We start from the raw sequence: 15,030 nt of genomic DNA, 5'->3' as shown, positions 1-15,030 counted from the left end.
AAATAAACATTAAACCAAAAAAAGATTATTTATGAAAACAATTCACACCAAAACCACATTCAAAAAGCTAACATACCTTATGGTATTTTGTTTACTACTAAGCTTTGAAGGATTTTCACAACATTGTAAAGGCGGAAGCTACGGAGAAAAACCACCTGCAGATGGTATTGATCTCGCTTTAAGAGCTTCTATGGATTTTGATAATGACCTAAATTCAGTGGTTGTTAGAAATCAAGGAGTTGTCTATGGACCTAATACTCTTGGAACGCCTTATATGCAAGAGTCATTTACAACTGCTAATATTGCTCCGGTAAATAAAGTATACTTAGTTCGTTATAACGCGCTAATGGACGAAATGGAAGTTAAAGGCGCAGAAAAAGAAGACATTCTAATAATTTCTAAAAAGAAAAACTACGTAATCAATCAACATGCAAATAATATTACGTACCGAGTTTTAGAAAATATTGATAGCGATAAAGAAAACGATTTAGGGTACTATATTAGTCTAGAAGACAGTGACAACATTTCGTTATACAAGAAAGAATGTAAAAAAATGGTGAAGCGTAACAAAGCTAGTTATGGAAATTCAGCTTCTTCTATTACAACAGAATTCAAAGACATGCGTTGCGAATTCTTTATTGAAAAAGCACACAATGGACATGCTATTAAGCTTCCAAAAAGGAAAAAAGCGCTCTTAGCATTATTTCCTGACAAAGCAGATGAAATCAATGCATTCATCAAAGAGAATCGCATCAAACTCAATAAAGAAAAGAGCCTGAAAAAATTAATTCAGTATATAAATACTATTTAAAAATAGCTAACTAAACAAACTGAAAACCCTTTCAATTTGAAAGGGTTTTTTAATATATAAACAGAAAATTAGAGATATTTTCAAATGAAAAAATGGTTAAAACGAGGAGCTTGGATGCTGTTATTACTAGTAATTGGTATCATAAGTTGTAATGTGTATGTAGAAGCTAGTTCGAGTGGAAAAACATTCAATAAAGTTTCTGAAATGCCCGTAAATAAAGTAGGACTATTGCTTGGAACAGCAAAATATCTCCGAAACGGAAGAGTCAATTTATTTTATTTATACAGAATCAATGCAGCAGTGCAATTGTACAAATCTGGAAAAATAGAATATATATTGGTAAGTGGCGATAATGGTAGTAAATATTATGATGAACCTACAACTTTTAAAGAAGATTTAGTAGCAGCAGGAATTCCTGAGCAAAAAATATTTTTAGACTATGCAGGCTTTCGAACCCTGGATTCTGTAGTGCGTTGTAAAGAAATATTCCAACAAGAAAGTGTAACGATCATCTCGCAACAATTTCATAATGAACGTGCTATTGCCATCGCAAATGCCAAAGGAATCAATGCCGTTGGATTCAATGCAAAAGATGTAGGAGGAAGCAATGGTTTTAAAGTAAAAGTGCGAGAAACTTTTGCGCGTGTAGCTATGTGTATTGACTTGGTCATTGGAAAACAACCAAAATTTCTTGGAGACAAAATTGCCATCAAATAACCCTATATCTCCATAGAATAATCTGTATTTTTGCGCTATGAAAGAAGGAATTGTAATTTCTCAAGGAAATAGACCATTATGGCAGAACCTAATTGCTGCTATTTGCTATGCTGCTTCACTCACGGCAATCTTTCTTTTATTTTATAACTATACCAATACTTACGAAAAAGGATATTTTAAAATAGGAGCTACGTACATAGAAATTGCTATATACGCTATAGGACCAGCATTGTATTATTCAATCTTACAGTCCTATCATTTCGATTTTAAAAATAGTCTATATAAACATGAATATACTTTTTTAATCTTCAAAAAGGGAAAATGGAAGCCATTACCTGCTTTAGAATATATTTCTGTATTTAAAAGAGAAATGCACTTGTATGAAGTAAATTTATGGTGTGCTGGAAACAAGCATTTTAAAATTTATCGTTTATCCAATGAGCAAGAAGCACTAAAAGTTGGAAAACAATTTGCAAAACGATTACAATTAGATTTATTAGATGCAACTGTGGCAAATGATTCTAAGTGGATTGATGTATGAAAACACCCAAAAAAATACAAGCAAAATTAAAAGATCGCACGCAAAATAATAGCTTGCGAACACTTCCTGTTTCCACAAATAAGATTGATTTTTCTTCGAATGATTACCTCGGATTTGCTATTTCTGAAAGCATTTTCAACAAAACACATCAGCTATTATTAGATCGAAATCTAAAGCAAAATGGCGCTACAGGTTCGCGATTGCTTTCCGGAAACCATGAGTTATATCAAGAAGTAGAAACGCAGCTATGTACATTTCATAATGGTGAATCTGCATTACTGTTCAATTCTGGATATGATGCCAATATTGGTTTCTTTTCGTCAGTGCCACAACGTGGAGATGTCATATTATATGATGAATTTATTCACGCTTCCATTCGTGACGGAATTGGCATGAGTCATGCAAAATCATACAAATTCAAGCATAATGATCTTGTTGATTTACAAGAGAAAATTCAAAAATTACAACAATCCAACACAATAGATCAAGCAATCTATATAGTCACAGAATCTGTATTTTCTATGGATGGTGATTCGCCTGACTTAAAAGCATTGGTGCAACTTTGTAAAGCAGCACAAAGTTATCTTGTGGTAGATGAAGCACATGCTTTAGGTGTTTTTGGTGAATATGGACAAGGATTATTACATGAACTGAACTTGGAAAAGGAAGTATTTGCCAGAATCTACACGTTTGGAAAAGCATTAGGTTGTCATGGCGCTGTAATTGTGGGAAGTGAAACGCTTACAAGCTATTTGGTCAACTTTTCTAGAAGTTTGATATACACTACAGGATTGTCGCCACATTCGGTTGCTACGATCAAAATAGCGTACGAAGAACTTTTACAAACAAAAGAAATACAACGTTTACGCAATAATATAAATAGCTTTCAAAAAGCTACAAAGAATTTAAATTTTATCGATGGAAACGCAGCCATTCATTGTTGTGTCCTTTCGGGAAATGACAATGTAAAAAACGTAGCAAACATACTTCAAGGAAAAGGATTTCAAGTAAAGCCAATTCTGTCACCAACAGTTCCAAAAGGAAAAGAACGCTTGCGTTTCTGCTTACATTCGTACAATACGGAAACAGAAATAAAAGCAGTTATAAACACATTACAAACACTACAATCATGAAAAACGATTTCTATACAGTAGCCTCTTATGAATATACAGCTGAAGCTCGAGTAATGCAAGGGAAATTCATGTCGCAAGGCATTGAAGTATTCTTAAAAGACCAATATACCGTAGATGTAGATCCGTTTATAAGTAATGCTATCGGAGGTGTAAAATTACAAGTGCATCTGCAAGACAAAGAAGCTGCGATTGCCTTATACAACGAATTCCGCGAATATGAAGTAGATCGAAAAAGAAATAGAATCATCTGTCCTAGTTGTAATGAAGACAAAGTGCTCATTGCGCCACCAAAGAAAAGTTTTCTATACTTATTATTTCCATTCATTGAGCCAAAAAGATACCTGTGCAATATGTGTGGAGAAATATTCAAACCAAATAAAGACTAATGCAAAAAAAAATATTTGTCACAGGAATCTCTACAGAAGTAGGGAAAACAGTGGCTTCAGCAATCATAACAGAAGCTTTACAGGCGGATTACTGGAAACCTGTACAAGCAGGAGATTTACACAATTCTGACAGTCATAAAATAGAAAGATATATTTCTAACAAAAAGACTAAAATTCACCCAAATAGTTATGCGCTTCAAACACCAATGAGTCCGCATGCTGCTGCTGCAATTGATAAACTTACTATCAAATTAGAAGACATTCAAGAACCTGCAACGGACAATCATTTGGTTATAGAAGGCGCAGGCGGAATTTTAGTGCCGTTAAATGATGAACATACTATTTTAGATGTGATTAAAGCTGAATATCATGTCATTGTGGTTTCGCGTCATTACTTAGGAAGTATCAATCATACATTATTGACGGTAAATTTATTGAAAGAAAAAGGATTCAATGTATCGTTAATTTTCAGTGGCGCAGCACATTCAACAACAGAAGCAATCATCAAAAAAATGACGAATATTCCAGTGATTGGACGTATTGATGAAGAACCGTATTTTGATCAAAATGTAATTCGCGAATACGCGGAAACATTCAAAGAAAAATTATAATGAGCTTACAAGAAAGAGATAAAAAACACCTTTGGCATCCATTAACGCAGCACAAATCGCATCCAAATCATATTGCAATTACCAGCGCAAAAGGAGCTGTTTTGTATGATGAAAATGGTAATGAATATATTGATGGAATTGCCTCTTGGTATACCTGCGTGTACGGACATAGCAATCCATATATTATTGACAAAGTATATGCGCAAATGCAGCGTTTGGATCATGTAGTTTTCACAGGATTTACGCATAAACCAGCAGTAGAACTCTCTGAAAAATTGATTGAAATACTGCCTGAAAATCAAGAAAAACTATTCTTCTCAGACAATGGTTCTACAGCTATTGATGTTGCTATAAAAATGGCGCTACAATTTCATTTTAACAATGGAGAGCATCGAGGAAAAATCATTGCTTTAGAAAATGGTTTTCACGGTGATACTTTTGGAGCGATGTCTGTTTCAGGATTATCTGTCTACAACGGACCATTTGAAGATTTTTTTATTGATGTAGCCAGAATTCCTGTGCCAAATGCTGAAAATTTAGAAGAAGTAAAAGAACTATTTACAAAGCTAATTACCGAACATAAAGTTGCAGCTTTCGTTTATGAACCTTTAGTGCAAGGTGCAGCGGCAATGCAAATACACAAAGCTGAGCATATCAATGAAATCTTAAAAATTGCAGAAAAACACAATGTCGTTACCATTGCCGATGAAATTATGACTGGTTTTGGAAAAACGGGAAAGAACTTTGCATCAGAATTTATAGAAACCAAACCAGATATTATCTGCTTATCCAAAGCGTTATCTGCGGGAATGGTGCCGATGGCCATTACGAGTTGTAGTCAAAAAATATACAATGCTTTTTATGCAGACGAAATAAAAAAAGGATTCTTTCACGGACATACATATTCGGGAAATCCTGTAGCGTGTAGTGCTGCTATTGCGGGAATTGAATTGTTGTGTTCAGAAGAAATTCAAGCCAGTTTGCAACGAATAGAAGTATCGCATAAAAAGTTTGATCAGGAAATAAAGAAACATCCAAAAGTTGCTGCTACGCGACAGCAAGGACAAATTTTTGCACTTGATCTTAATATTGAGATGGAACGTTATGGAAACTTACGCGATCAATTATTCAATTCGTTTATGAGTAAAGGTGTTTGTTTGCGTCCATTAGGAAATACCATCTATATTTTAGCGCCATACGTCACTTCAGATGCACAATTGGAGCAAATATATCAGGCTATTCGTGAAACTCTTGATACGTTGTAATTAGAAGCTTTTAAACCAGGGTTTTATTCAAAAAATAATACAAATTTGAACAAGCTCTATTTTCATAAAAAAAGCGAACCTGAAAAGGTTCGCTTTTTATTAGTTATAAACTTCATCGTTTTTATCTTTAAAACGATATTCTAGATACGTGTAAGCGTCTCTTGGTAATATTTTTACCCATTTTTTATGATTCATAAACCATTTAAAACGGATGGATGGAAATCCTTTTGTGAGATACGCCGCAATAAAAGGATGCGTGTTTAACGTAACTCCGTTGAAGCCATCTTTGGCTAAAATTCTTTCTAGATCAGTTGTAATTTTATCAACGAGAACAATAGGTGCTTCCACTTCGCTACCAGTTCCATTCGGATTTACTTCTCGTGTCTTAATATTTACTTCTGGTCGTACTCTTTGTCGCGTAATTTGTACCAAACCAAATTTACTTGGAGGTAATATTTTATGTTTCGCTCTGTCATCTTTCATTTCTGTCTTCAAATGATCAAATAGAGTTCTTCGGTGTTCTGCATTGGTCATATCGATAAAGTCGATCACGATAATTCCTCCCATATCGCGTAATCGGAGTTGCCTAGCAATTTCTTTTGCGGCAATTAGGTTGACTTCTAATGCAGTGTCCTCTTGTGTTTTGGCTTTGTTAGAACGGTTTCCACTGTTTACATCAATAACATGCAACGCTTCCGTGTGTTCTATTACTAAATAAGCGCCTTTACTCATGGAAACTGTTTTTCCAAAAGAGGTTTTAATTTGTCGTTCAACTCCATATTTTTCAAATAGAGGAACTTTAGATTGGTACAATTTTACGATAGACTCTTTTTTAGGTGCAATTTTCTGCACATATTCTTTAATCTCGTAATAAAGATCTTCATCATCGACTTGAATTCCTGTGAATGATTCATTAAAAATGTCTCTCAAAATAGAAGAGGCTTTGTTCATTTCACTTAGTACTTTCGACGGATGCTCTGCTTTATACAATTTTTTACACATTGTCGACCATTTTGTCAACAAATTTTGTAAGTCTTTGTCCAATTCAGCTACTTTTTTGCCTTCAGCTACTGTACGTACAATAATGCCAAAACCTTTAGGTTTGATACTGAGTACCAAACGTTTTAATCGGTCTTTCTCGTCTTTACTTTCTATTTTTTGCGATATAGAAACGCGTTCCGAAAAGGGAACAAGTACAATATATCGTCCTGCTATAGAAAGCTCAGAACTAATTCTGGGACCTTTGGTCGAAATTGGCTCTTTCACAATTTGTACTAATATTGATTGATTGGCTTTTACGGCATCCATGATGCTACCATTTTTGTCAATATTAGATTCAAACGGAAAGTTTTTTAATGTATAATCTTTTAATTTACCTGTGCTTACACGTTTTATAAATTTTAATAAGGAAAGAAGTTGTGGACCTAAGTCATGATAATGTAAAAAGGCATCTTTTTCATAGCCAACATTTACAAAAGCTGCATTGAGTCCTGAAACGGGTTTTCTTATTTTAGCAAGAAATACGTCTCCAACTGCAAAATCATTATTGTCTGCTTCCTTATGTAATTCAATAAGTTTTCCATCCTTTAGCAAGGCAAAATCAACTTCAGAGGAATTGGATCTAATTATTAATTCTTTATTCACTCTGATTTAATTTTTATCCATACATAAATGTACAGATGGATTAAACAATTTTCACAGGTATTGTTTTTACCTAATAAATGTACATACTGAGATTGTAAGCACAAGACAGAAGTGCTTACCTCAATATGTAATTTTTTTCAAAGAACGTTGTTGTTTTAATTATAAAACAAAGAAGTAGTTTATTGCAAACTACTTCTTCTTGTGACGGTTGGCTCTTCTTCTTTTTTTACGCTTGTGCGTAGCCACCTTGTGTCTTTTTCTTTTCTTACCACTTGGCATAATGCTCTATGTTTTAATTAATAAATTGTATTCGTTTAATTACTTTACCTTAACGTTGTCTTTCACTCCTTCTACAAAGATTTTTGCAGGCTTGAATGCAGGAATGTTGTGTGCTGGAATTTTAATAGTTGTGTTCTTAGAGATGTTTCTTCCTGTTTTTTCAGCTCTTGTTTTGATGATAAAGCTACCAAAACCTCTTAAGTAAACATTGTCTCCTCCTTCTAATGAGTTCTTCACTTCTTCCATGAAAGTTTCTACAGTTGCCTGTACTTCACTCTTTTCCATTCCTAGTTTTTCTGAAATCTTTGCTACGATGTCCGCTTTCGTCATTTTAATATATATTTTGTTTTTCGTTATAAAATTAAGGGATGCAAATATATAATTAATTAGATAATATTTATGTTCTAATTGATTAAAATTTAACGATATAAACATTTATTTTTGCGTATTATTTTGATTTGATGAACTTTTCTAAAGAAATTATACAGTGGTATTGGCAAAATAAACGCGATTTACCATGGCGAAAAACGAAAGATCCATACCGAATTTGGCTGTCAGAAATTATGCTGCAACAAACGCGTGTAGCACAGGGATTGCCTTATTATGAGAAGTTTACGGAAGCATTTCCCACTGTGTACGATCTGGCGAAAGCCGAAGAATCATACGTCTTAAAGTTATGGCAAGGATTGGGCTACTATTCACGTGCGCGAAATTTACATTACACTGCAAAAGATATTGTAAATAATTATAATGGACAGTTTCCAGGTACTTATAAAGAACTTTTAAAGCTAAAAGGTGTTGGTGATTATACGGCAAGTGCTATTGCTTCCATCTGTTTTAATGAAGTTGCGCCCGTAGTAGATGGAAATGTATACCGAGTTTTAGCACGTTACTTTAATATTGATACACCAATTAATAGTACAGAAGGCATTAAAAAGTTTAAAGAACTGGCTTTTGAAGTGATTGATGCAAATGATCCTGCCAATTTTAATCAAGCAATTATGGAGTTTGGCGCTGTGCAATGCAAACCGCAAAGTCCGTATTGTATTATTTGCCCTGTAAATGAAAGTTGTGAAGGTTTAAAACAACAGCGTGTAACGATGTTGCCTGTAAAGTTGAAGAAGACAAAGGTAAAACATCGTTGGTTCAATTATCTTGTAGTCGTTTCAAATCAAACAGAGACACTTCTAGAAGAACGAAAAGGAAAAGGAATTTGGCAAGGATTGTTTCAATTTCCATTACTAGAAACAGAAAAAGCCGTTGAAGATATTACGTCATTTCAATCGCAAATAGAAGAATTAGTGCAAATAAAAAACTTCTCAATCACACAATTTAATCTCAAAGAAAAAATCCATAAACTATCACATCAGCACTTGCATACTACATTTTGGATTGTAGAAACAGCCGATAATTTAAAAAATGGAATACTTTTGCAGGAAATTCGAAAATATCCAGTGCCAATTCTAATTGGAAACTTCATTGAAGAATTCAATTTTTAATGGTTTTTTAGTACATTTGATAATACACATAAATTTAAAACATGAGCGGAACACTAAATAAAGTAATGTTGATAGGACACTTGGGCGATGAGGTAAAAATGCACTACTTTGAAGGTGGCGGTTGTATTGGTCGTTTTCCGATAGCAACCAACGATTCATATACAAATAAACAAACTGGCGAGCGTGTCGTAAATACAGATTGGCACAATATTGTAGTACGAAATAAAGCTGCCGAAATTTGTGAAAAATATCTAAGTAAGGGAGATAAAATATATGTAGAAGGTCGTTTGAAAAATAGACAATGGCAAGGTGAAGATGGACAAATGCGTTATACGACGGAAATTCAAGTGACTGACTTTACATTTTTGTCTACCAAACAAGAATCGCAATCCAATGCAGCGGCCGGAAACACTACTGCACATACAACTACGAATCATCAAGCTGTGCAACCAGCACAGCCAGTACAACAACCACAACAGCAAGCGCCGCAAGCAACGCATGTGGAAGAAGACGATGATCTACCATTTTAATCGAAGTTTAATTAATCAAGTTTGATTTTGGATCCAGAACCCAGTTTACTAATCTTTATAGCGTCTCTTGAAGGACTCGATATTTTTAAGATGGTGTTTTTTGGTATCTTATTATTTTGCTCTGCCTTAATTTCTGGCGCAGAAGTAGCGCTGTTTTCATTATCTCAAACGGAAATTAACGAAGCTGAGGAATCTAAATCTGCACGGTTACGACTCGCTGCAAAATTACTTCGGAAACCTCGAAAATTATTAGGAACTATTTTAGTTGCCAATAACTTTATCAATATTGCAACGGTATTATTGTTTGCTTCTATTAGTGATAAGTTTTTTGATGGAATTACTCCAGAATGGTTTCGTTTGGTGATTAAAATTGGTGTTGTTACGTTTTTAATTTTACTTTTTGGTGAAATTCTTCCAAAAGTATATGCAAGTCGAAATAAACATAAGTTTTCAGCAATGATGGCGTATCCATTGAATATTTTGGATAAAATTTTTGCGCCTATTAGTATGCCGATGAGTTATGTGTCTGGATTAATTCAGAATAAACTTGGAAAACGCCGATCCAACCTTTCGGTAGATCAATTATCGCAAGCGTTAGAATTGACTTCGGAAGACGAAACAACCAAAGAAGAACAGAAAATTTTACAAGGAATAGTCTCGTTTGGAAATACAGATACCAAGCAAGTAATGCAACCACGGATGGATGTTTTTGCATTGAAAGAAGGTATGGACTTTGATGCGGTTTTGAGTGAAATTACCAAAAAAGGATATTCGCGTATTCCCGTATATAAAGAGAGTTTGGATGATATTTCGGGAATTTTATATGTAAAAGATTTGATTCCACATATTGATACGAAAAACTTTCAATGGGAAAAGTTATTACGTGATGCGTATTTTGTTCCAGAAAATAAAAAGTTAGACGATTTATTACGTGAATTCCAAGAAAAGAAAATTCACTTGGCTATTGTGGTTGATGAATATGGAGGAACATCTGGTTTGGTTTCTTTGGAAGATGTGATTGAAGAAATTGTGGGAGATATTAGTGATGAATTTGATGATGAAGATGTCAATTACTCCAAAATCGATGATAAAAACTATGTCTTTGAAGGGAAAACGAATTTAAAAGATTTCTACAAAATTATTGGATTGGAAGATAATTCGGAGTTTGAATCGCATAAAGGTGAATCGGAAACGATTGCAGGTTTTGTGTTAGAGATTTTTAGAGGCTTTCCAAAAGTGAGAGATAAAATAAACTTTAGTAATTATACGTTTACTGTGGAAGTAATTGACAACAAACGATTGAAACAAGTAAAAGTAACCCTGAAAGAATGAAAATAACACCATACATAAGCATCTTTTTATTATTGAGCATTCTTTTTGTTTCCTGTGAAGGCGAAGTATTGCCGAAACCAAAGGGTTTTTTAAGTTTGGAATATCCAGCGCCAAAATATGGCAAAGTGCAATCGGATTGTCCATATGCTTTTGATAAAAACGAACTTGCACTTATTGATCCGCAGAACAATTGTTGGATCAATCTAGAGTATCCAGCGCTAAACGGAACGCTACATTTATCGTATGTACCAGTCAATGGAAATTTAGATCAATTGTTAGAAGACGTACAAAAACTTACTTATGAGCATGCTGTAAAAGCCGATGCTATTGATCCGACTGTGTATGACAATAAGGAACAAAATGTGTATGGAATGGTGTATGAGGTTTCTGGAAACGCCGCATCACAAGCACAATTTTATGTAACTGATAGTACCAAACATTTCTTAACAGGTTCGTTATACTTTAATGCAAAACCAAATTACGATTCTATTTTTCCAGCAGTGAATTATATTAAAAAAGACATTCGTAAGTTGATAGAATCTTTGGAATGGAAGAATTGAGTTAGACGCGCTTTGCTATTAGACTTGTTCCCGCGTAGGCGAGAATCTCTTAGACCGCTTTCGCTGTTAGAATCAAGATCGCTTCGCTATTAGATTGTTAGACTTGGCTTTGCCTCTTAGATTTTTAGACGCTTCGCTATTAGGTTGTTTCTCAATATACTTTTACATTTAAAATTCAACATTCATAATTTAAAATTTCCAAACGTCACTTCGAGTGCAAAATCTATGATTTTGTGTATCGAGAAGTACTTCGATTCGTCATTACAAGGAAGTAATCTGTGTCTTAAGAAAAAATCCCCAATCATAACTAATTGAGGATTTTTAAATAGAAACTTAGAGAATACTATTTGAATGCATATTGCAATCCAAACGTAAGGGTTTCTTTGTTGCGCAATTGAATTCCGTTCATATTTTGGAAGATTGGCAAGGAAGCTTCAAATCCGAAACGTACATTTTTCAGCGAACCTTTAAACGCATATATGTTGAAACCAAGTCCCGCATTTGCATACGTCATTCCTGAATTTTGTGTATCTGCTGTAATTACCATCATAGGATTTAGTATTGGATTCGCACCTTCAATTTTGTCAATAGCGCCAAGTTCAACTCTTCCCGAAAAGCTCAACCATTCTGTAGCTGTAAATGCTGCCCAATTGTTCACACTGTAACGATTTCCTAAACGATAGTCATTGTCGTTTTTTCCAAAACGCAGTGTAGTTCGTGCTTGCGTTCCAAATGAAAATTTATTCCATTGTTTTAAATAAGTCAACGCCAATTCTCCATCAAATGTTCCGCTTCCAATCTGCATTGGATATGGTAAAATAATTTCGTTAGGAGCAGAAGCTGGCGTTACATCTTGTGCATCAATGCTTCCAGTTGGTAATGAAACTCCAATTTGTGCATGTAACTGTTGTTTGTCTTTATTAAAGATTCTGTACAACGCAGCTACTTTTGTATCTCCAAAACCTGAAGCTTCTGTCGTAAACGTTCCGCCCATGCGAGTTATATGATCCATTTCGCTTGTCAAATAATTTGCCATCACCATTAAGGTTATATCGTCGCTAGGAGCGTACATTGCACCCAACATGTGCATTTGCATTGGCATTTTTGTCGGAGTCACCATATAGTTAGATAATGCGTCTGCAAACGAAGTATTTTCACTTCCGCGATTCAAATCTTCCATGTTCATATACATATAACGGTAACTAAACATAATTTCGCCTTTTCCATGCGTGTGATCGCCCATTACGGAAATTGGCGCATGTCCATCAGGCCTGCTTCCTGTCCATTTTGTAGTTGTATCTTCTGTTTCTTGTGCGTATGCGAATGTTGCTGCGATCCATAAGATGGCAGTTAATATATTTTTCATCTGTGTATTTATTAGATATGGTATTGCACACGAGATTGTTGTATGACAATGTGCAATAAAATTGTTTTGATTTTACTTCATAGTAAATGCTTTCGGATGGTTTTGGAAGCCATCTAAAAGCGAAAATTAGTTAGGAGTTAACATGTATAATGCATTTGAAATTTGGTCAAACAAAGAGATGATTCAACAGATTTAGAAAAGCTTTTAAAATCCTAGAATGTTAGGTGTAAAGTACTTCTCGACACAAAATCTTTATAAGATTTCACTCGAAGTGACGCAAAGGTTTCTAATGTACTATAAATGTTATGAAGTAAAGCTTGGCGGATGAAAAACCGAATTCAGATACGAAAATGTATAGCTGTTCGTATAGTGAAAGTTTGCTTTTTGAGGTGTTTCAGTAGTTTCTATAGTTTGAAAAGAAGTCAGGAGTATAATCCCGATAGGATATTCTTCCATGGCAATGGCAGGTAGATTTTTTTCCTTTTCCTCAGAAGCTTTTTTTAGTTGTTCTGCCAAGTAACATTTTCCGTTACATTCCAGCTCAGGTTTGTCTTTATTAATACATAAAAATTCAGCAATATAATCTTGATTGATCAGATAGTTTGCTAAAGGCATTACAGGACGTAACATGGCTGTTATGTATAGTAAAATAAAGATATGTGCCCAAATAGTTTTCACGTGCAGAAGAATCGCTGCAAAGGTAGTTTAGGAAATTTTAGAATCAAATAAAACCATAAAAAAAGTCGCCAATTATGGGCGACTTTAACGTTTGTTATTTTGTGTAAAATTTATGCTTTTTTAGTACAGCATTCTTTTTTGCAATCTTCCGCACAAGCTACTTTTTCAGTTTCTTTTTTTGCACAACATGCTTTCTTGCAGTCTGCATCACAAGCTTTTTTAGTTTCGCCTTTCTTTGCACAACATTCTTTCTTGCAATCGGTTCCACATTTTTTAGAAAACGCTGCTACATTTTTTATGTCGGCTACTTTATAACCGCCAGCAACTTTGGTTACGGTGCTTGTCAATGCGTCAAAATCAACTTTTGCTTCGTTGTATTCAACCATTGCTAATTTCTGATCAAAATCTACTTTGGCAGATTTTACGCCTTCCATAGCAGCTAATTTCCCTTCGATACGCTTTGCGCAACTCATTGCACAACTCATGCCTTCAATTTTCAATTCTGCTTTGTTATAGTTGGCTGCAAGATCTTGCTTGCTAGATTCTTTCGTTACAGTTTTAGTTTGTGTATCAACTGAGACTGTTTTTGGTGTCGAATTGTCTTTACAACTTACAATAGCCAATGCCATTGCGCATACGAATAGTATTTTTTTCATCATCATTTGTATTTGATAACTGCGTACACAGTCAATATAATTTTTACCTATTAAGTCATTGCAAAATTACACAAATATGAATGAAATATTAGAAATAATTGTCGGACTTTTGTGTGATCTTACGAAATACAGTTATGGATAACGCAAAATTAAAGTGGATCTACCTTGCCTTATTGTCCCTAATTTGGGGAAGTTCTTTTATCTTGATTGAGCAAGCTATTAAAGGATTGGATTTTGTTCAAGTAGGCGCGTTGCGTATTACAGTTACAGCTATTTTTCTCTTTTCTGTTGGATTGAACAAAGTAAAACTCATCAAACGATCGCAATGGAAATGGATTTTTTGGACTGCTATGGCAGGATCGTTATTTCCAGTATTTTTATTCGCCTTAGCGCAAGAACAGTTAGATAGTGGCGTTACTAGTATGCTAAATTCATTAACGCCGTTACATACTGTAGTTTTTGGAGTGTTGTTGTTTGGAGTTGCAGTTTCTAAAAGACAAATTTTTGGTGTGTTGATTGGTTTGGTTGGAGCTTTGGTATTAATTATTGCAGGTGCCAATTTTCACGAAAGTCAAAACTATTGGTATAGTATTTTTGTATTAATGGCAACTCTTGGTTATGGTTTGAATGTAAATATGATCAAAAAGTATTTGAATGATGTAAATGCGCTCGCCATTGTAACTGGAAACTTCGTCATTATCGTAATTCCAGCATTATTGATTTTAATTTTCACAGGATTTTTCAATGATATTTGGCATAATGAAGCCATGCAAAAAGCTTTAGGGTATGTGGTCATTTTATCTTTCTTTGGAACCGCCATTGCCAAAGTTATTTATAGCAGATTGGTGCAAATTTCCAGTCCAGTATTTGCTTCTTCAGTAACATATACAATGCCAGTTGTGGCTATATTTTGGGGTGTTTTGGACGGAGAAAAACTGAGTCCTTACCAAGTATTAGGCGGAGTTATTATTCTGCTTGGTGTGTATTTGGTGAATAAGAAAGCGAAACAAAAAGAAAAGTAA

At 34.4% G+C, this 15,030-nt stretch carries 17 protein-coding genes; 12 read left to right on the top strand and 5 right to left on the bottom strand.

Going from position 1 to position 15,030, the window contains the following annotated elements:
- Positions 1-31: 31 nt before the first annotated feature.
- The 7 genes from Q0845_RS24730 (at position 32) to bioA (ending at position 5,464) form a co-directional block, all read left to right on the top strand.
- On the top strand, positions 32-811 hold the full coding sequence (locus tag Q0845_RS24730; RefSeq protein WP_298519685.1) for a hypothetical protein: 780 nt from the start codon (positions 32-34) through the stop codon (positions 809-811).
- 84 nt (positions 812-895) lie between these two features.
- On the top strand, positions 896-1,528 hold the full coding sequence (locus Q0845_RS24725) for an ElyC/SanA/YdcF family protein (RefSeq protein WP_298519681.1): 633 nt from the start codon (positions 896-898) through the stop codon (positions 1,526-1,528).
- A 37-nt stretch (positions 1,529-1,565) separates the two neighbouring features.
- Entirely contained in the window at positions 1,566-2,069 is a 504-nt protein-coding gene (locus tag Q0845_RS24720) for a hypothetical protein (protein WP_298519678.1), read from the top strand.
- Positions 2,066-3,202 (top strand): pyridoxal phosphate-dependent aminotransferase family protein, encoded by a 1,137-nt coding sequence (locus tag Q0845_RS24715; protein ID WP_298519675.1) that lies wholly within the window; start codon positions 2,066-2,068, stop codon positions 3,200-3,202. The genes Q0845_RS24720 and Q0845_RS24715 overlap by 4 nt, the downstream gene beginning before the upstream one ends.
- Positions 3,199-3,588 (top strand): DUF2007 domain-containing protein, encoded by a 390-nt coding sequence (locus Q0845_RS24710; RefSeq protein ID WP_298519673.1) that lies wholly within the window; start codon positions 3,199-3,201, stop codon positions 3,586-3,588. The genes Q0845_RS24715 and Q0845_RS24710 overlap by 4 nt, the downstream gene beginning before the upstream one ends.
- On the top strand, positions 3,588-4,199 hold the full coding sequence (bioD, locus tag Q0845_RS24705; protein ID WP_298519671.1) for a dethiobiotin synthase: 612 nt from the start codon (positions 3,588-3,590) through the stop codon (positions 4,197-4,199). The genes Q0845_RS24710 and bioD overlap by 1 nt, the downstream gene beginning before the upstream one ends.
- Entirely contained in the window at positions 4,199-5,464 is a 1,266-nt protein-coding gene (gene bioA, locus Q0845_RS24700) for an adenosylmethionine--8-amino-7-oxononanoate transaminase (protein ID WP_298519669.1), read from the top strand. The genes bioD and bioA overlap by 1 nt, the downstream gene beginning before the upstream one ends.
- A gap of 99 nt (positions 5,465-5,563) precedes the next feature.
- Here the strand turns inward: bioA and Q0845_RS24695 are convergent, their stop codons facing one another.
- A complete protein-coding gene (locus Q0845_RS24695) occupies positions 5,564-7,108 on the bottom strand; it encodes a ribonuclease E/G (RefSeq protein ID WP_298519668.1) in 1,545 nt (514 codons plus the stop codon).
- A gap of 318 nt (positions 7,109-7,426) precedes the next feature.
- Complete coding sequence (locus Q0845_RS24690) at positions 7,427-7,717, bottom strand: HU family DNA-binding protein (protein ID WP_108115657.1); 291 nt, start codon at positions 7,715-7,717, stop codon at positions 7,427-7,429.
- Positions 7,718-7,848: 131 nt separating this feature from the next.
- On the opposite strand from Q0845_RS24690, the gene mutY reads away from it, so the two are divergent.
- Genes mutY through gldD form a run of 4 tightly spaced genes read left to right on the top strand, consistent with a single transcriptional unit; the run spans position 7,849 to position 11,308 of the window.
- Positions 7,849-8,886 (top strand): A/G-specific adenine glycosylase, encoded by a 1,038-nt coding sequence (gene mutY / locus Q0845_RS24685; RefSeq protein ID WP_298519664.1) that lies wholly within the window; start codon positions 7,849-7,851, stop codon positions 8,884-8,886.
- A gap of 41 nt (positions 8,887-8,927) precedes the next feature.
- On the top strand, positions 8,928-9,416 hold the full coding sequence (locus tag Q0845_RS24680) for a single-stranded DNA-binding protein (RefSeq protein WP_298519661.1): 489 nt from the start codon (positions 8,928-8,930) through the stop codon (positions 9,414-9,416).
- Positions 9,417-9,443: 27 nt separating this feature from the next.
- Positions 9,444-10,748, top strand: a complete 1,305-nt coding sequence (locus tag Q0845_RS24675; RefSeq protein ID WP_298519658.1) for a gliding motility-associated protein GldE — start codon at positions 9,444-9,446, stop codon at positions 10,746-10,748.
- On the top strand, positions 10,745-11,308 hold the full coding sequence (gldD, locus tag Q0845_RS24670; protein ID WP_298519655.1) for a gliding motility lipoprotein GldD: 564 nt from the start codon (positions 10,745-10,747) through the stop codon (positions 11,306-11,308). Before Q0845_RS24675 ends, gldD begins: the two co-directional genes overlap by 4 nt.
- Before the next feature lie 343 nt (positions 11,309-11,651).
- Here gldD and Q0845_RS24665 read toward each other — a convergent pair whose 3' ends face one another.
- The 3 genes from Q0845_RS24665 to Q0845_RS24655 form a co-directional block, all read right to left on the bottom strand.
- Positions 11,652-12,674: a transporter gene (locus Q0845_RS24665; protein ID WP_298519652.1), complete on the bottom strand. Its 1,023-nt coding sequence runs from the start codon at positions 12,672-12,674 to the stop codon at positions 11,652-11,654.
- Positions 12,675-12,977: 303 nt separating this feature from the next.
- Positions 12,978-13,352: a hypothetical protein gene (locus tag Q0845_RS24660; RefSeq protein WP_298519650.1), complete on the bottom strand. Its 375-nt coding sequence runs from the start codon at positions 13,350-13,352 to the stop codon at positions 12,978-12,980.
- A 110-nt stretch (positions 13,353-13,462) separates the two neighbouring features.
- Complete coding sequence (locus Q0845_RS24655; RefSeq protein ID WP_298519647.1) at positions 13,463-14,008, bottom strand: heavy metal-associated domain-containing protein; 546 nt, start codon at positions 14,006-14,008, stop codon at positions 13,463-13,465.
- A 134-nt stretch (positions 14,009-14,142) separates the two neighbouring features.
- On the opposite strand from Q0845_RS24655, the gene Q0845_RS24650 reads away from it, so the two are divergent.
- The gene (locus Q0845_RS24650; RefSeq protein ID WP_298519644.1) at positions 14,143-15,030 is read left to right on the top strand and encodes a DMT family transporter; all 888 of its coding nucleotides are present in this window, start codon (positions 14,143-14,145) and stop codon (positions 15,028-15,030) included.

Origin of the sequence: uncultured Kordia sp., from assembly GCF_947489565.1 — a bacterium.
Lineage (GTDB): Bacteria > Bacteroidota > Bacteroidia > Flavobacteriales > Flavobacteriaceae > Kordia.
The sequence above is the reverse complement of the archived record's forward strand: the minus strand, read 5'-3'. Positions and strand labels throughout refer to the sequence as shown.

Bases quoted from the DNA above. Each gene is read 5' to 3' on its own strand.
- gldD (WP_298519655.1), top strand. From the start codon at position 10,745: ATGAAAATAACACCATACATAAGCATCTTTTTATTATTGAGCATTCTT.
- bioA (WP_298519669.1), top strand. From the start codon at position 4,199: ATGAGCTTACAAGAAAGAGATAAAAAACACCTTTGGCATCCATTAACG.
- Q0845_RS24680 (WP_298519661.1), top strand. From the start codon at position 8,928: ATGAGCGGAACACTAAATAAAGTAATGTTGATAGGACACTTGGGCGAT.
- Q0845_RS24655 (WP_298519647.1), bottom strand. From the start codon at position 14,008: ATGAAAAAAATACTATTCGTATGCGCAATGGCATTGGCTATTGTAAGT.
- Q0845_RS24665 (WP_298519652.1), bottom strand. From the start codon at position 12,674: ATGAAAAATATATTAACTGCCATCTTATGGATCGCAGCAACATTCGCA.
- Q0845_RS24720 (WP_298519678.1), top strand. From the start codon at position 1,566: ATGAAAGAAGGAATTGTAATTTCTCAAGGAAATAGACCATTATGGCAG.
- mutY (WP_298519664.1), top strand. From the start codon at position 7,849: ATGAACTTTTCTAAAGAAATTATACAGTGGTATTGGCAAAATAAACGC.
- Q0845_RS24725 (WP_298519681.1), top strand. From the start codon at position 896: ATGAAAAAATGGTTAAAACGAGGAGCTTGGATGCTGTTATTACTAGTA.
- bioD (WP_298519671.1), top strand. From the start codon at position 3,588: ATGCAAAAAAAAATATTTGTCACAGGAATCTCTACAGAAGTAGGGAAA.
- Q0845_RS24690 (WP_108115657.1), bottom strand. From the start codon at position 7,717: ATGACGAAAGCGGACATCGTAGCAAAGATTTCAGAAAAACTAGGAATG.
- Q0845_RS24715 (WP_298519675.1), top strand. From the start codon at position 2,066: ATGAAAACACCCAAAAAAATACAAGCAAAATTAAAAGATCGCACGCAA.
- Q0845_RS24710 (WP_298519673.1), top strand. From the start codon at position 3,199: ATGAAAAACGATTTCTATACAGTAGCCTCTTATGAATATACAGCTGAA.
- Q0845_RS24730 (WP_298519685.1), top strand. From the start codon at position 32: ATGAAAACAATTCACACCAAAACCACATTCAAAAAGCTAACATACCTT.
- Q0845_RS24650 (WP_298519644.1), top strand. From the start codon at position 14,143: ATGGATAACGCAAAATTAAAGTGGATCTACCTTGCCTTATTGTCCCTA.